Below are 15,110 nucleotides of genomic sequence, written 5' to 3' on the forward strand. Positions count from 1 at the left end.
GTAGCGTGTCGTGCATGACGACCTTCGTACTGGTTCCCGGGTTCTGGCTCGGCGCATGGGCCTGGCGCCCCGTCACCGCCGCCCTGCGCGGGCACGGCCACGAGGTGTACCCGCTGAGCCTGACCGGCCTGGGCGAGCGCGCCCACCTGGCCCGCCCGGACACCGACCTCGACGTCCACGTCACCGACGTGGTCAACCTGCTTCGCTACGAGGACCTGCACGACGTGGTTCTCGTCGGGCACAGCTACGCCGGCGCGGTCGTGACGACAGCCGTTGCCGACCGCATGGCCGACCGCGTCGCCCAACTGGTCTTCGTCGACACCGGCCCGCTGCCCGACGGGGCGGCGAACGAGGACTTCAGCCCACCGCAGGAGCGTGAACGCAACGCATCAGTGGTCGCCGAGCACGGCGATGGCTGGCGGCTGCCGCCCCCGCCGTGGGGCCTGCTGGCGGCAGGAGCAGCAGGCGTGGACGAATCGGTCGTCGCGTTGCTCGATGAGCGGTCGGTGGCCCAACCATGGGCGACTGCCACCGCCCCGGTGCGGCTCACCGGGGCGTGGGAGAAGCTGCCCCGCCTCGGCGTGCTGTCGAGCTTCACCGCCGAGCAGGCACGCGAGATGGCCGCCACCATGCCGCTGTGCCGGCACATGGCCGGCGATTCGTGGCGGTACGAGGAACTGCCGACATGGCACTGGCCGATGCTCAGCCGGCCGGCCGAGCTGGCCCGGATCCTGCACGAAGCCAGGCCGACGGCATAGCCCGCGATGCCCGGGCGACCGTACCCAGGTCACCCGGGCACCGAAATGGGGGAACCATCGGGCAGGTCCAGGTCCCTTAATGGGGTATGGGCTTGCTTCGCAGGGCGGAACCCGCCGGCTACGAGGACTTCGTCGCCGGCCGGTACCGCGAGATCGTTCGGTTCGGCGTGCTGCTGACCGGTGACGGCCGGCTGGGCGAGGACCTCGCCCAGGAGGGTCTGATCGCGGCCTACCGGTCGTGGCACCGGTTGGGCGTGCCGGAGGGGCGACCGGAGGCGTACGTCCGGCAGGTGATGGTCCGTGCCGCGATGCGGGCAAGGCGCCGGCGCTGGCGCGACGAGGTACCGACCGGGGAGCTGCCGGACGCGTCCCGTGGTGGGTTCGCGGGTCAGAGCTGCCCGCAGGCGATCTCGACCGGCGGCGGTCGCGTCCGGGTCCCGGCCGGGCTGGGCAAGGAACTGCTCGACCTCATCGTGGCGAGCGACCGCGCCGCGGCCGAGCGGGCCCACAAGGATTGACCGAACCACACCCGCCTGCGGCGTGGTTCCGGCCCGCACCGTCGCCATGGCGACGAGCAGGAGAACGACGAGTACGGCGGCGAGCGCCGGGCCCACCGCGACTGCACCTTGATCCATGGGAGCATTCGCCCAGCCGGCACCTGCTCAGATGTTGGAGCCGTCCGGCGGCACCCCGGGCGGTGGCTGCGGGGATCCGCCCTCGCCGGCAGCCGGCGGACAGGACATGCCCAGGGTGTAGGCCGTCATGGACAACGAGCCGTAGGCGTAGCCGTCGACGAGGACCTCGGTGTCGGGGTTGTCCGTGGCGGCGGCCAGACCGGCGAGATACAACGCGGGGATGAAGTGATCCGGTGTCGGTACCGCACGGCGGTAGTCCCCGTGCGCGTCGAGGGTCGCGTACTCGCCCGGGTCGGTCAGCATCCGGGCCTTGGCGTCCTCGTCGAAGCGTCGCGCCCAGTCGAAGCCGTCGTCGGCCAGCGCCCAGTCCATGCCGCGCAGGTTGTGCACGACGTTGCCGCTCGCCACGATCAGCACACCGCGCCGACGCAGTGGAGCGAGCCGGGCGCCGAGTTGAAGGTGGTAGTCCATCGGCTTGTCGGCGTTGATGCTGAGCTGGACGACGGGAATCGTCGCGTCCGGAAAGGCGTGCAGCAGCACCGACCAGGTGCCATGGTCGATGCCCCAGCTGTCGACGTCCGCCCCGACCCAGGTCGGATGGACGACGTCACTGACCTCCTCAGCCAGCTCGGGCAGCCCCGGCGCCGGGTACTGCACCTCGAACAGCTCCTGCGGAAACCCGTAGAAGTCGTGAATGGTCCGCGGCCGGGGCATCGCGGTGACGGCCGTGGCGTTGATGTACCAATGGGCGCTGACGACCAGGATCGCGCGGGGGCGCGGCACCGCGGCGCCGAAGGCTTTCCACGCGGAGGTGTACCGGTTGACCTCGAGGGCGTTCATCGGGTTGCCGTGGCCCAGGAACGCCGCGGGCATCAAGACATCCAAGTCCGGATGTACGTCTGAAGGCACGTGAACTTCCCTCCCTGGAGGACCCGTTCGTACGGCACGGCCTGCCGGACCTGAATGTCACGATAGTGCCGCCCGGCAGCGGTTCCGGCCTGAATCACGCTCCTCGGCGGATCGGAGATCGGGTCTCCCGGGCGTCAATGCCGATCGAGTCGCAGACGATCACCCTGCCCGCCTCCTGGGTCGGTCCGGCGCGGGCCGCCCGGGGTGGATGTGAGGGAAGGTGGTCCTGACCATCACCGGTTCACGCTGGAGACAGGCGAACTGGCATTGGAATTCTGACCCGGTCCACCAACCAGATGGCGGCCGCCGGGGCGGCGAACACGGTGGCGAACACAGCGGCCGTGGCCGCGCCGACGCCAATCCAGGCGATGGTGGAAAGCCCTTGCACGTAGCCGATCTCTTCGGAGGAGATGCCGATGGCGGGCGCCATCAGGAACGCCGTCCCAAGCGCTGCGGCGATCCAGCGCCACCACCGCGTCGTGATCGCGGCCGTCAGCGCAGCCGGTGCCACAGCGGCGACGTAGATGACCGCGATGAAAAACGTCCCCGTCCAACTGAACCTGGGCTCACCGTCGGCCGCGAGCGTCATGAGTCGCATGAACAGTCGCGACAACGCACCCAGAACGAGACCGGAAACGAGCGCACCGGCAACCGCACTGGCCAGAACCTTGATCGCACGCATGAAGCCGGAGGATAGGCCGCTGAACGGGCTGCAACCAGAGCATGGTCAACTTCCCGACCGGTGACCCGTGTCCCGGTCGGTGGACACCGGGCCCCACCGATCCCGCCAGGTCATCAGGCCCTTCGGGACATGCACCGAAGGTGATCACGGGGAACTGATGCGGGGCGCCGCTTCCTCGCCTAGGCTGCGTCACATGCATCGATCGTGGTCGATGACATTTGTCGGTGGCCGGGGCCGGTCCGGGCAACCACGGTCTTCACCTTCACTGATACCGATTGGAGTACCCGATGACCTGGCGCCCTACCATCGCCGCACTCACCGGCCTGTGCCTGGCGCTCACCACCGCAGCAGGCCCCGCCGGTGCCGCACTCCCGGCATCTCGGGACGCCCCTCATGTGAACGCTCACACCTTCACCGGCCCACCCGGCGCGCCCCCCGGGGTCTGCCCGGAGGGCGCCGCGTACGGCCCGCCGCTGCCTGCCGGCTCCGTGTCCGCGACGAAGATCCGGAGCGGGTTCTCGTTCCTCGAAGGACCGGTGTGGATCGCCGACGGCGGCTACCTGCTGATGTCCGACATGGCCGCGGGCACCGGGCCGAACAACGTGCAGCCCTCCACGATCCGCCGGTTCACCCCGCCCGCGACCTTCGACACCTTCATCGCCGACGCCGGAAGCAACGGCCTGGCACTCAGCCCCGACGCCCAGCAGATCATCGCCGCCACCCACGACCAGCGGAACGTCTCCGCATACCGGCTGAGCGACCGGGCCCGCAGCACCGTCGCCGCCGACCACCAGGGCCGGGCGTTCAACTCACCCAACGACGTCACGGTCCGGTCCGACGGCGTCGTCTACTTCACCGACCCCAACTTCCAGCGCGGCAACCGACCCGACCAGATGAGCGGACGTACCAGTGTCTTCCGCGTCTCCGGCGGCCAGGTGTCGCTGGTGGACGACCGGCTGCGGCAACCCAACGGCATCGCGCTCTCCCCGGACGGCAGCACGCTCTACGTGGGCGCCTACTCCGAGAACAAGATCTACAAGTACGTCGTCCAGCCCGACGGCAGCACGGGCGCCCGCAGCGTCTTCGTGAACTACCTCGGCGGTCCCGACGGGGTCACCGTCGACTGCGCCGGCAACGTGTACTGGGCCTCCGGCTCGGACGGCCTGATCCACGTCTACTCGCCCGCCGGCGCGCAGCTCGGCACGATCCGCTCCGGCGGCGCCGGCACCACCAACGTGGCGTTCGGCGGACCCGACCGGCAGACCCTCTACATCACCTCCGGCCGAACGAACGACTCGGGCCTGTACAGCGTGCGGCTCAACGTCCCCGGCTACCCGTACTGACCAAGAACCCCGGGAAGGAAAACACCCGTGCGGACCAATCCTCACCACTTCCGACACCGCGTCCCGCTCGCCCTGCTGGTCTGCGCCGGCGTCATCGTGACCGGCGTACCCGCCAACGCCGAGCCGGCCGCACCGGCGACCGGGAGCCGGCAAGTGGCCCAGCTCGCCGCCGACACCAGCCCGCCCACCCGGCCGACCGGCCTGCGCCGCACCCGGCTGACCTGCCAGTCCGTCACGCTCGCCTGGTACGCCTCCCGGGACAACGTCGGCGTCGCCTTCTACGACATCTACCACGACGGCCAGCTCGTCACCTCGGTCTCGGGACGGACGCTGACCGCCACGCTCAGCGTCGTGCAGGGTGTCACCTGGGGCTGGTACGTCAATGCCCGCGACGCCGCCGGCAATGTCTCGCAGGCCAGCTCCACGCTCTCGGTCACCCCGCCGTTCTGCCAGCAGGACACGTCGCCGCCCAGCACGCCGACCGACCTGGCCGCGACGGTGAACGGCACGGCCGTGACCCTCACCTGGTCGGCCTCCACCGACAACGTCGCGGTCACCGGCTACACGATCCTGCGCAACGGTACGGCGGTCGGCTCCACCACCGGCACCGCCAGCAACCCGCCGGCGACCACGTTCACCGACACCGGGCTGACGCCCGACACCGACTACCGGTACACGGTGACCGCCCGCGACGCCCAGGGCAACGTCTCGGGGGCGAGCGTCGCGGTCACCGCGCACACCGGCTCGGGCTGCACGAACCCGGTCTGCGGCGCCACGACGGTCACCACCGAGAAGGACCTGCCCTGGGGCCTGGTGCAACTGCCCGACGGCACTGTCCTCTACGGCCGGCGCGACCTGTTCGACATCGTCGCCATGAACCCGGACGGCACCAACAAACGCAGCATCGGCACCGTGCCGAACGTGGCAGGCACCAGCGGCGAGGGCGGCGTGCTCGGGCTGGCCGTCTCGGCCACCTTCACCACCGACCGCTGGCTGTACATCTACCACACCACCACGACCGACAACCGGATCGTGCGCATCCGCTACGACGGCACGCTGCAAACCGACACCAGGCAGGTGCTCGTCACCGGAATCCCGCGCAACAAGTACCACAACGGCGGCCGGCTGCGTTTCGGCCCCGACGGCAAGCTCTACGCCGCCACCGGCGACGGACAGGACCCGGACGTGGCCCAGGACACCAGCAACCTGGGCGGCAAGGTGCTGCGGCTCAACCCCGACGGCACCGTGCCGGCGGACAACCCCTTCGGCAACTACGTGTGGAGCTACGGCCACCGCAACCCGCAGGGACTCGCCTTCGACTCCCAGGGCCGGCTCTTCGAGCAGGAGTTCGGCAACAACGTCATGGACGAGACCAACATCATCGTCAAGGGCGGCAACTACGGCTGGCCCGCCTGCGAGGGCACCTCCGGCGACTGCGCCAACCCGAACTTCCGGGCCCCGATCCGCACGTACCCGGTGGCCGAGGCCTCGTGCAGCGGCATCGCGATCGTCCGGGACGTGCTCTACATCGCCTGCCTGCGCGGCAACCGGATGTACCGTGCGGAGATCAGCGGCAACACGCTCACCAACGTCCAGCAGTACTTCGTCGGGACGTACTTCCGGCTGCGTACCGTCGAACCGACCCTCGACGGCAACCTGTGGCTGACCACGAGCACCGGCGGGGACAAGGACAGCACCCCGAACAACAGCAACGAGAAGATCCTCAAGGTGACCCTCGGCGGGGCGGCGTCCGGCCCCACGAGCTGAGGGCGGGCCGGGGATCCGGCACCGCCAACCGTCGGAGGGTGCCCGCGTCGCGCGGGCACCCTCCGAGCGGTCCGGGCCGATACTGCAACGGACCGCCGCCGGAGTGTCGACGAGGCGGCAGGTCAGGTGACGCCGATGTTCAGGTAGAAGTGGCCGAGCTTGAGCGACAGAGAGGCGCCTCCGAAGTGGTGAATGACCAGGGCCAACAGGATTACGATCAAGATGCAGACGACGAGCCAGATCAGGGACCACACGAACCTTGGGATCCCGTAGCGACCGACGCGAGCCATTAGGCTCGCCCCCTCGGCGTTGGCGCTGCAGCAGGCGCCGCCACGCATGGCCTTGTCGGCTGTTGATAACTGCGCCCGACGCTAGCGGACGTCTCCATACCCCCTCCTTCATCGAGGTGTCCGCGAAACTTCCCTACCGAGGCTCGCGTCAAACTGGGGGCGGAGCAGCTGACCATCGGCCCGGCCGGGACCTGCCAGATCCGGTACCCGGCTGGCAGCCGCCGACCGCACACCCCTGGCTTGGCATCCCGCGCGTGGGCGAGGTCTCACGCCGAACGGGCGGCGCTACGCCTGAGGGGTCCAAGCCTGATACGGCCAGGTGCCGGCGGCACGAGCCCGGTCCACCAGCTCGGGCGCTCGGGTGGTGACCTCGATGGCGAGCTGTCCTGCATACCCGGCCATCGCTTCCGGGTACGTCCGCAAGGCAACCAGCAGTCGCCCAACTGCGCTGAGACGTTCGACGGCGATTCGCCAGTCCTGACGGTCGACGGCGAGGGCGGCGGTGAGCAGCAGTGTGTTCGCATACTCCCAGGCTGCGCGCTGGTCCAGCACGGCCAGCTCATGACGGATAGCGTAGGCATGTTCGGCCAAGGGCGCCGCGGTCGCTGTCTGCTGGCGTTCGAGCATCGCGGCGGCGAGATTGTGCAGGGCCGTGCCGAGGATTCGACGCAACCTTGGGTAGGCCGCGTCCGCGTCCGCGCAGCGGTCGATGACCTCGGACAGCAGCATGATCTGGTCTTCGTCACGTCCGGTGGCTTCCGCGACCACGGCGGCGTCGACCATGTGAGTGACCGCGTCGGCCAGCGCCTCCCGCTCGGTGGCGGTCCCGCGTAGCAGGCCCTCGTGCCGCCGGACGGCAACGACCACGGACAGCCAGGCAAGGTCCCAGGCGTCGTCGCAGTGGCCGATCCGGTGCCGGAGCATCGCCCGCTGGTAGAGGGCCGCGGACCAGAGGCGCCGGACGTCCGGCCGGGCCGGGTCCGACGTCGCCCCGTCGTACAGGCTCAACTCGTCGGCGAGCTCGGCGAGGACGCGGTCGGCCTCAATGATCTGATCCGCGTCGGCCAGAGAGATCCCTTGATCGAGCCGGGAGGCACAATCGGCGATCACCGACGGGTCAGCGGGCGGGCGGTTGCCGGGTGCACGGCCGGTCACCCGCGACTCCGCCGCCAGCCGAGCTGCGAACCCGCCGGCGGTAACGCCGGATGGTGCGGGCTGGGCCAGCAGGTCCAGGTAGGAGCGGCGGATCCGCCATGCGCCCGAGTCGGGCACCACGAGGTTTGCCGGCGCGGCTTGTCGCAGCTGCGCCAGCGACGCCTCGATCCGCTCTAGTCGCTTCTGCGCTCCGGAACCCTGGAACATCTGTTCCACTGAGTACTGTTCGGTCAGCGCCACCCGCATCAGGTCCGGCCGCCCCAGACTGCTGGCGACCCGCGCGAAGATTCCAAGGGCATCCGCCAGGTCGATCACGGCGGCCGCCTCGCCCGTGTCGCGGGCGAGCCCACGCTGCAGGTCGACCATCTCTGCGGCCAACGGTCCCAGGACGGAGGGGTCCGTCCCGAGTCTCAGGGTGACCAGCCCAGTCAGTGCCGCGGTCCGAGCGCGGCGGGCGTCGAGGCCGTCGGCGGGCCGGGGCGCGACCAACCGCCACACCCGTTCGACGACATCGCGCCCGCGATCGACGAGCCCGATGCCGGCCAGGATCTGGCCCGCCTGCACGGTGCGGACCACGGCATCGGCATGCCAGTCCGGATCGGAGAGCAGATCGCCGGCGAGCGCGATGACCTCCTCGGCCTGTTCCCGCAGATCAGTGACGTCCCCGCCATCGGCGAGCCGCTCCTGAGAGAGGTTCAGAGTGGCGCGTCCGAGAGCATGCAGCAGACGCCCCGGATCGCCCAGACCACGGGCAGCGGCAACCGCCCGCTCAACGGCCGCCCGGGTGTCCGGGCCGAGACCGGCCCGCGCGGTGATCTCGTCGGCGGCGCTGAGCAGGCGGTCGACCTCGGCAGGTTCGCTCATCACACCTCCAGTTCTGGACGACGAGTTGCCGTGACCAGCTGCGTGCCCGCACTGAGCACCGCGAGCAGCAGTCGACCGATCATGAAACCCGAGGCGCCGCCCGCCCCGGCGAGGCACGCCCCGTGCAACAGCCGCGAGCCAGCACGTCGCGATCCGCTCTCATCCACCAGTGACGTGACACGCCGTGAGGGCATGTCGCACTTCTACCAGGAGCCAGAGGAAAGAAGAAGAAGGTCGATACGGTCTCGCGGATGCCATGAAGTTCTGCGAAGACGCAGATATAACGACATTCGACGCAACCGGCTGCTCGCGGTCACTGCTGCCGGAGCATCTGCAACCGACCCCGCAGACGGGGCGTGCATCGAGCGTCACAGCGGGGCCTGGGCGAGGTCTCGGCGGGCTCGAACGGCCCGGGGCCAGGTCCATGCGGCGCGCAGGATGAAGGCCAGGAGCAGCAGCTCGAGCCCGATGGAGAAACCGTAGAAGTAGACGTAGCTCCAGGACTCGCCGTCCGCGTTGTACACCGTGACGGGGATGTAGAGCGTTGCCACGACGAGGTTGGTGGCGCGGTTGACGCGGGCGGGGAGTGTCATGGAGAGCAGGATCATGAGGATCGGGACGCCCATGAGTGTGAGCGCGAGGGCGACGAAGGTCGGGCCGGTGTCGAACTCGTGCACCGTGCCGGCAAGGATGTCGTCGATGAAGCCGGGCTTGTACAGGGCGAGGTAGTCGACGTAGATGTAGAGGAACATGAAGCTGGCCCAGGCCGCGGCGAGCTTCGCCTGGACCGGGATGCGCGCTTCCTGGAGCGCACCGGCTCGTCTGTCGGTTCTGGTCATCACGTCTCCTGTTTGCTGGCGGCAGCCGGGTCGGCTCACTCGATGTCTCCACCATGACCAGCGCCGGCGGGCGCCACATCCGCTTGCGGGCTCGGGCTGTCCTGGCCCCGGGCCCGGGAAACTCGCCGTACTTTCGGCTGATCCGCCCGAGGGGCGGCCCCCTTACGTTCTCCGGAAAGGGGGACGCATGCTTGCTGGGATCTGGGCTGAGCCTCGCCCCACAGGTGCGCCGGTGCGGGTGTGGCGGGACTGGGCGCTGTCCTCGGCTCTTGTCGTGATCTCGGTCGTCGAGCTGCTGCTGCGCGACGACAGGGCATGGGCGCCGCTGCTGGTCGGTGTCAGCGTCGTGGTCGCGGCGTGCCTGCTGTATCGACGCACGCGACCGCTGGTCGCGGTAACCGTTGCCTTCGGAACCGTTCTCGCCTTCGACCTCGCGAGGATCGCGGTAATCGACGCCACCGGCCTGCTGGGCATCGCAGGGCTGCTCGTGTTGCCCTACGCCCTGCTGCGCTGGGGGGCAGGTCGCGAGGCTGCCCTCGGACTCGGCGTCATCCTCGTCTGGCTACCCGTCACCCTCGTCGCGGAGCAGACCTCACCCGCGGAGAAGGTCGCCGGTTACGGCTTCTTCCTGTGCTCGGCCGCGCTCGGAGCGGCGGTGCGCTACCGCGCCAGAAGCCACGACCGCGACGTCGAGCAGGTCCGGCTCCACCAGCGCAACGAACTCGCCCGCGAGCTGCACGACACGGTCGGCCATCACGTCTCGGCCATCGCCGTCCAGGCACAGGCAGGTCGCGCGCTGGCCGCCGCAGATCCGGAGCGCGCGCTGGCCACCCTGGTGACCATCGAGGAAGAGGCGTCCCGGACGCTCAGGGAGATGCGAGCCCTCGTGGGCGTGCTGCGCGACGGTACGGACGCCGATCTCGCCCCTCGGCGAGGAGTGCTGGACATCGAACGACTCGCTCGTCCCGGCGGCGAGGTGCTGGGCGTCCGCGTGCAGGTCTCCGGTGACGCCGAGGCCGTCGAGCCGGCAGTCGGCACCGCCCTCTACCTGATCGCCGCCGAGGCGGTCACCAACGCGACCCGCCACGCCCGCGGCGCCACCGGAGTCACCGTCGACGTCACCGCATCCCGCGACCAGGTGCACCTGCGGGTGCACGATGACGGCGAGGCGACCACAACCAGTTCCCCGCACGCCGGCTACGGGCTGCGCGGGATGGCCGAGCGGGTAAGCCTGCTCGGCGGCAGCCTCCGGGCGGGACCTGCCCCGGACGGCGGCTGGAGCGTCGACGCCTCGCTTCCTCGGACAGCGCGCGCGTCATGACCATCCGCGTGCTGGTCGCTGACGACCAGGACATCGTCAGGGCAGGGCTCTGCATGAGCGTTGCTTCCCAGGCGAACCGTGGCCGGCCTTCGGGAAGTCACTCCACACGTCGCCGGCGCGGCTGGTGCCCCCATGGCTACCCTGTTGACCGACCCTGACCCCCTGCGCGACGTCCTGCCGGTCGCCGAGGTGCTGGGTGCGGTGAGCCTAGCGTAGCGTCCATGTCGTGCTCCCGACCGAAGAGTGGCTGAGGGTCTCACTGGGAAGAGCGATCCTTAGGGCCTGTGCGGACGATGAGGTGCTGCTGCACCGCGATGCAAGTGAGCGGTCGATGATGTTTCGCGTCGGGCGCTACCTTGCACCTGAGGTCGAAGAGGGCTGGCCCGGCAGACTGTGGGTTGATCTTGAATATAACCGGTTGGCAGGGACAGAGAGGATCGCCAAGTCGGTGACCGGGTTGCTCGAGCCCAGATCGGACAACAAGGTGGAACGAGCGGCAGCCAGGAAGCGTTCGGTGCTGCCGGATCTCATCGTCCACGACCGCACTGGAAGGACGAGGGCTCATAACATCCTTGTCGTAGAGGCGAAAAAGCACCCAGCGAGTCAGAAGGCAGCCCATTTTGATCTAGAAAAGCTCTACGCGTACAAGCAGCAGCTGGATTACCAGCACGCTGTCTACGTCGAGCTCAACAAGGACCGACCACGCTGGCAGTGGATAGACATCCACAACGAGATGGTGATTGTTCCCATTCTGGCCTAGGCGCCGACCGGTCGGCGCCTGCAAGTTCTGGTTCCATCGCTGCTTGCCACCCGGCCGATCTTCCGATCGGATAGGCCCATGCCAGTGACCCGCGTTCCCTATCCATCGGCTCAGCCCGTCTACTCCGCCGTCGCGCGCTGGCGGGATCGCTGTCTGCTGGACGAGCGTTCGCTGTTTGCTGATCGAGTCGGGTCCAGCTTGGCGGACGCCCGAGTACTGATCCGGGACTTCGTTGAGCAGCCGGATGAAGGCAAGGACGACTTTCTCACTAAGTTGCAGGGGCAGATCGGCGGATCGCCGGCCACCGCGGTGCAGTTGGCGGCCGAACTGCTCTTCGTGCACCTTCTCATCGCCCGCGCTGACGCGGTGAGCGGATACCGCAAGCGGGAGATCGTGCAACGCGTCCTAGGGTTCGCCGCAGATACCGCCCCCCTGCCGAGCGAACTCGCGTCTGCCTTGGACGCTGGACTCGTGCGACCCGGACAAGCGTTCAACTCACGGCGCTGGCGCCAGTTTGGCTACCTCATCGAAGCGTTCGCTACCCTCAAAGAGCTTTCCCTCGGCGACCGACGATTGGCGCTGACCGACCCGGAGCGGTTCGTGGCCGCCCTCGACCAGATCGATGACCAAGGCGCCCTGATTCAGCGTCATGCGCTGGAACACCTGCTGTTCCCGGACGTGTTCCCTCCGGTGGTCAGCCGTGGCCATCGTGCCGACATCCTCCATCAGTGGCCTGAGCTGGCCGGGCCAGCGGACGCACCCGAGCCGGTACGCATGGCGCGCCTGGTAGCGCGTCTACAACCGAACATCACCTGGGGCGGTGCCGAGTGCGTCAACCTCTACCGCAGCCCTTACGTGTGGCAGTGGTCGGAGCCAACGCAACTGTGGAAGACGCTCATGCGGTGGGCGGAGCGGCTGCGCCAGCACGTGGATCTCGACGACATGGAGCGCCCGCAAAAGATCGCCACGGCCGAACGCACCGACCAGGCGGCAGATGCCCTGCGGGACGGCTCACCGCACTGGCCCGACCTGCTATGCAATGCTCTCAGTAAGGACACTAACCTGGTGGCCCGGCAAGCGCACCAGCCGTTCACCCGGTGGGTAGCGGCCGAGCCCGAACAGGCCGCCCAAGCGCTGCGCGAGCTATGGCGGGAGCCAAGCCCCTCGGCCATCGACCGGTTCCTCGCCCTTGTCCCGGACGCGGCCGCACACGGCACCGGAATCCGGTTGAGCATCGCCTCGTTCCTGCTCGGCTCGACTGACCCCAAGGTCTTTCCGCAATGGCGGGCTGCGACGGTGGATACCGCCTACCGTCTCGCCGGCTTCGCGAAGCCGCAGCCTACGGCGAGTGAGGGAGAGCGTTACGAGGTCTTCCTCAACTTCCTGGATCAGGTCAGGGACATCGCGCACCGGGGCGGGCTGGCGCTGCGGGACCGGCTGGACGCGGAGGGCCTGGTGTGGGCCCTGGTCCACTACGCGCCCAATGACGAGTGGACTACCGGCGAGCAGGAGGCTCTGACCGCCTGGCGTAGCGGCAAGGGGACGCCGCCTCCGCCACAATCGAGCACCATCGAAGAGACCGGGCATACGACAGACGCCGGGACCGGAGCCACGGCCGCCGGTCCAGCAACCGCCACCGCCGAGCACAACCCGACCGACTTGGCTGACCTCGCCCACGACCTGTACCTAGACGAGCCGTTCCTCGACGAAGTGGTTCAACTTCTGCGGGACAAGGGGCAGGTGATCTTCTACGGCCCGCCGGGCACCGGTAAGACCTTCGTCGCGCGGCGGCTTGCCGCTTGGCTGGCTGGCAACCCAGCCCGGGTCCGACTGGTCCAGTTCCACCCCTCATACGCCTACGAGGACTTCATCGAAGGGCTGCGCCCCCGTCCGGACCAACCCGGCTTTCACCTCGTCGACGGCCCCCTGGTGGAGATGGCCCGCGCCGCGGCCCGCGACCGCAGCCATGACTACGTACTGATCATCGATGAGCTCAACCGGGGGAACATCGCTCGCGTGTTCGGTGAGCTGTACTTCCTGCTCGAGTATCGGGACCAACCGGCCCGCCTGCTGTACTCCCACGATGACTTCCGGCTGCCGCCCAACCTGCACATCATCGGCACCATGAACAGCGCCGACCGATCTATCGCCCTGCTGGACACCGCCCTGCGCCGCCGGTTCTATTTCGTGCCCTTCCGTGCCGACCAGCCACCAACGTCCCAGGTACTGGCCAGCTATCTGACACGCAACCACCCCCACCTAACCTGGCTTGCATCTGCCGTCGACCGCGCCAACCAGATGCTCAACGACCCGGCGGCGGCCGTCGGGCCCAGCCATTTCATCCGCGACGACCTGGACGAAACCTGGATTCGCCGGGCCTGGGAACACTCTGTTCTGCCCACCCTCGAGGACCACTTCTATGGCCAAGAGCACCGGCTCGTCGAGTTTGACTTGGACCTGCTGCGAACGGAGGTAAATGCCCCAAGTGAGGACCCTCCGGCTTCGTGAGTGGACCACTACGCACGCCCTAGCCCTGACTGCACCCGAGCGCGACACCCTTCGCGCAGTCCTGCGCGCCACCATTCAACCCACAGCAGGCAGCACCGACCGCTACGACGTCACCCCGGGCAACACGATCGGCGCCGTTCTGGTCGGGGAGACCAACCTTTTGGTCGAACCGAAGATCCCGATCTCCCGGGTGCTGTTCCTGCTCGGCTACGCCGCCGACCCCGGTGCCTGGCGCCACGACGATGCCACTCTTGGCATTGCAAGCGATCTGGTCACCGGAGTCGTCGGCCTATTCACCACGCTCTGCGGCCGGGCACTACGGCGAGGCATGCTCACCGGCTACCACAGCGTCGAGGCCGACTTGCCCACCGTCCGCGGCCGCATCAACTTAGCCCACCAGCTCCGCGCTCGCCCCGGCCTGGACCTGCCGCTGGCCGTCCGATTCGACGAGCACGACGAGGACATTACCGAGAATCAACTGCTGCTCGCGGCCGCGCTCAAACTCCGTCACCTGCCCCTACGCGGCGACGCCATCCGACGGTCGCTGCACCGACTCATCGACAGCCTGCAGAACGTCACCGCCCTGACCTATCGCCCGACCGCTATACCCGCTGTGACCTGGACCCGGCTGAATCTTCACTACCGGCCCGCCGTAGAACTTGCCCGGCTGTTGCTGCGCATGCACGGCCCCGATCTCGCCTCCGGATCCACCGAGACCCCCGGCCTGACCATCGACATGGCCGTGCTGTTCGAGACATTCGTCCGCGCCGCCCTGCGAGACGCCCTCCACGCCAGCCCCGACCAATTTCCCTCGGGCGACGACTGCCCACCCCTGGCACTGGACGCGCAACGCCGCGTCCGGCTCAAGCCTGACCTGAGCTACTGGCCACGCGGCCAATGCGCCTTCATCGGTGACGTCAAGTACAAGCGGGACACTGGACCCGGGCAAAGCAGCGACCTGTACCAGCTCCTCGCCTACGCCACGGCTACCCAACTCTCAGCGGCCACCCTCATCTACGCGGACGGACCACCCGAACCCCACATCCATCAGATCCCCGCCGCCAAGGTGCACCTCTACGTCCAACATCTCGACCTCACCAAGCCACCGAAAGACCTACTCCAGCAGATTGAACATCTGAGTCTTTTCATTCCGGCCGTAGGAGAAGCGACCCATACTCCGACTGGCGGATGAGGGTTGGGGACCACTCAACTAGGCGGGACTTGGTTGCAGACAGGCGCGGTTCTGCGCTGCAGATGCCGTCCTTGAAGCCCATTGTCT

General features: G+C 68.6%; 13 protein-coding genes. 8 read left to right on the plus strand and 5 right to left on the minus strand.

Annotation, left to right across the window (positions count from 1 at the left end; all coding sequences use genetic code 11):
- The first annotated feature begins 14 nt into the window (after nt 1-14).
- Together O7607_RS03695 and O7607_RS03700 are read left to right on the plus strand one after the other, a co-directional pair.
- Entirely contained in the window at nt 15-758 is a 744-nt protein-coding gene (locus tag O7607_RS03695) for an alpha/beta fold hydrolase (RefSeq protein ID WP_269700987.1), read from the plus strand.
- 92 nt (nt 759-850) lie between these two features.
- On the plus strand, nt 851-1,276 hold the full coding sequence (locus O7607_RS03700) for a sigma factor (protein WP_269700989.1): 426 nt from the start codon (nt 851-853) through the stop codon (nt 1,274-1,276).
- Between the two features lie 144 nt (nt 1,277-1,420).
- Here O7607_RS03700 and ygiD read toward each other — a convergent pair whose 3' ends face one another.
- Entirely contained in the window at nt 1,421-2,266 is an 846-nt protein-coding gene (ygiD, locus tag O7607_RS03705) for a 4,5-DOPA dioxygenase extradiol (protein WP_269700990.1), read from the minus strand.
- Between the two features lie 277 nt (nt 2,267-2,543).
- Nucleotides 2,544-2,984: a hypothetical protein gene (locus O7607_RS03710; RefSeq protein WP_269700992.1), complete on the minus strand. Its 441-nt coding sequence runs from the start codon at nt 2,982-2,984 to the stop codon at nt 2,544-2,546.
- Nucleotides 2,985-3,271: 287 nt separating this feature from the next.
- Here O7607_RS03710 and O7607_RS03715 point away from each other — a divergent pair, with 287 nt between their 5' ends.
- Nucleotides 3,272-4,327, plus strand: a complete 1,056-nt coding sequence (locus O7607_RS03715; protein ID WP_269700994.1) for an SMP-30/gluconolactonase/LRE family protein — start codon at nt 3,272-3,274, stop codon at nt 4,325-4,327.
- A gap of 27 nt (nt 4,328-4,354) precedes the next feature.
- The gene (locus tag O7607_RS03720; protein WP_269700995.1) at nt 4,355-6,094 is read left to right on the plus strand and encodes a PQQ-dependent sugar dehydrogenase; all 1,740 of its coding nucleotides are present in this window, start codon (nt 4,355-4,357) and stop codon (nt 6,092-6,094) included.
- 122 nt (nt 6,095-6,216) lie between these two features.
- On the opposite strand, the gene O7607_RS03725 is transcribed toward O7607_RS03720, so the two are convergent.
- From O7607_RS03725 to O7607_RS03735, 3 genes are all read right to left on the minus strand, one after another.
- A complete protein-coding gene (locus tag O7607_RS03725) occupies nt 6,217-6,348 on the minus strand; it encodes a hypothetical protein (RefSeq protein WP_269700997.1) in 132 nt (43 codons plus the stop codon).
- A gap of 321 nt (nt 6,349-6,669) precedes the next feature.
- Nucleotides 6,670-8,403 (minus strand): hypothetical protein, encoded by a 1,734-nt coding sequence (locus tag O7607_RS03730; protein WP_269700998.1) that lies wholly within the window; start codon nt 8,401-8,403, stop codon nt 6,670-6,672.
- Nucleotides 8,404-8,771: 368 nt separating this feature from the next.
- Nucleotides 8,772-9,242 (minus strand): DUF6326 family protein, encoded by a 471-nt coding sequence (locus tag O7607_RS03735; protein ID WP_269701000.1) that lies wholly within the window; start codon nt 9,240-9,242, stop codon nt 8,772-8,774.
- Between the two features lie 232 nt (nt 9,243-9,474).
- On the opposite strand from O7607_RS03735, the gene O7607_RS03740 reads away from it, so the two are divergent.
- The 4 genes from O7607_RS03740 (at nt 9,475) to O7607_RS03755 (ending at nt 15,023) form a co-directional block, all read left to right on the plus strand.
- Nucleotides 9,475-10,563, plus strand: a complete 1,089-nt coding sequence (locus O7607_RS03740; protein ID WP_269701001.1) for a sensor histidine kinase — start codon at nt 9,475-9,477, stop codon at nt 10,561-10,563.
- Between the two features lie 226 nt (nt 10,564-10,789).
- A complete protein-coding gene (locus O7607_RS03745; RefSeq protein ID WP_269701003.1) occupies nt 10,790-11,323 on the plus strand; it encodes a hypothetical protein in 534 nt (177 codons plus the stop codon).
- Between the two features lie 78 nt (nt 11,324-11,401).
- Nucleotides 11,402-13,831 (plus strand): McrB family protein, encoded by a 2,430-nt coding sequence (locus O7607_RS03750; RefSeq protein WP_269701005.1) that lies wholly within the window; start codon nt 11,402-11,404, stop codon nt 13,829-13,831.
- A complete protein-coding gene (locus O7607_RS03755; protein ID WP_269701007.1) occupies nt 13,809-15,023 on the plus strand; it encodes an McrC family protein in 1,215 nt (404 codons plus the stop codon). The genes O7607_RS03750 and O7607_RS03755 overlap by 23 nt, the downstream gene beginning before the upstream one ends.
- Nucleotides 15,024-15,110 lie beyond the last annotated feature (87 nt).

Source organism: Micromonospora sp. WMMA1949 (assembly GCF_027460145.1).
GTDB lineage: Bacteria > Actinomycetota > Actinomycetes > Mycobacteriales > Micromonosporaceae > Micromonospora.

Coding starts and splice junctions, on each gene's coding strand:
- O7607_RS03715 (WP_269700994.1), top strand. CDS start 3,272: ATGACCTGGCGCCCTACCATCGCCGCACTCACCGGCCTGTGCCTGGCG.
- O7607_RS03730 (WP_269700998.1), bottom strand. CDS start 8,403: ATGAGCGAACCTGCCGAGGTCGACCGCCTGCTCAGCGCCGCCGACGAG.
- O7607_RS03695 (WP_269700987.1), top strand. CDS start 15: ATGACGACCTTCGTACTGGTTCCCGGGTTCTGGCTCGGCGCATGGGCC.
- ygiD (WP_269700990.1), bottom strand. CDS start 2,266: ATGCCCGCGGCGTTCCTGGGCCACGGCAACCCGATGAACGCCCTCGAG.
- O7607_RS03710 (WP_269700992.1), bottom strand. CDS start 2,984: ATGCGTGCGATCAAGGTTCTGGCCAGTGCGGTTGCCGGTGCGCTCGTT.
- O7607_RS03735 (WP_269701000.1), bottom strand. CDS start 9,242: ATGACCAGAACCGACAGACGAGCCGGTGCGCTCCAGGAAGCGCGCATC.
- O7607_RS03750 (WP_269701005.1), top strand. CDS start 11,402: ATGCCAGTGACCCGCGTTCCCTATCCATCGGCTCAGCCCGTCTACTCC.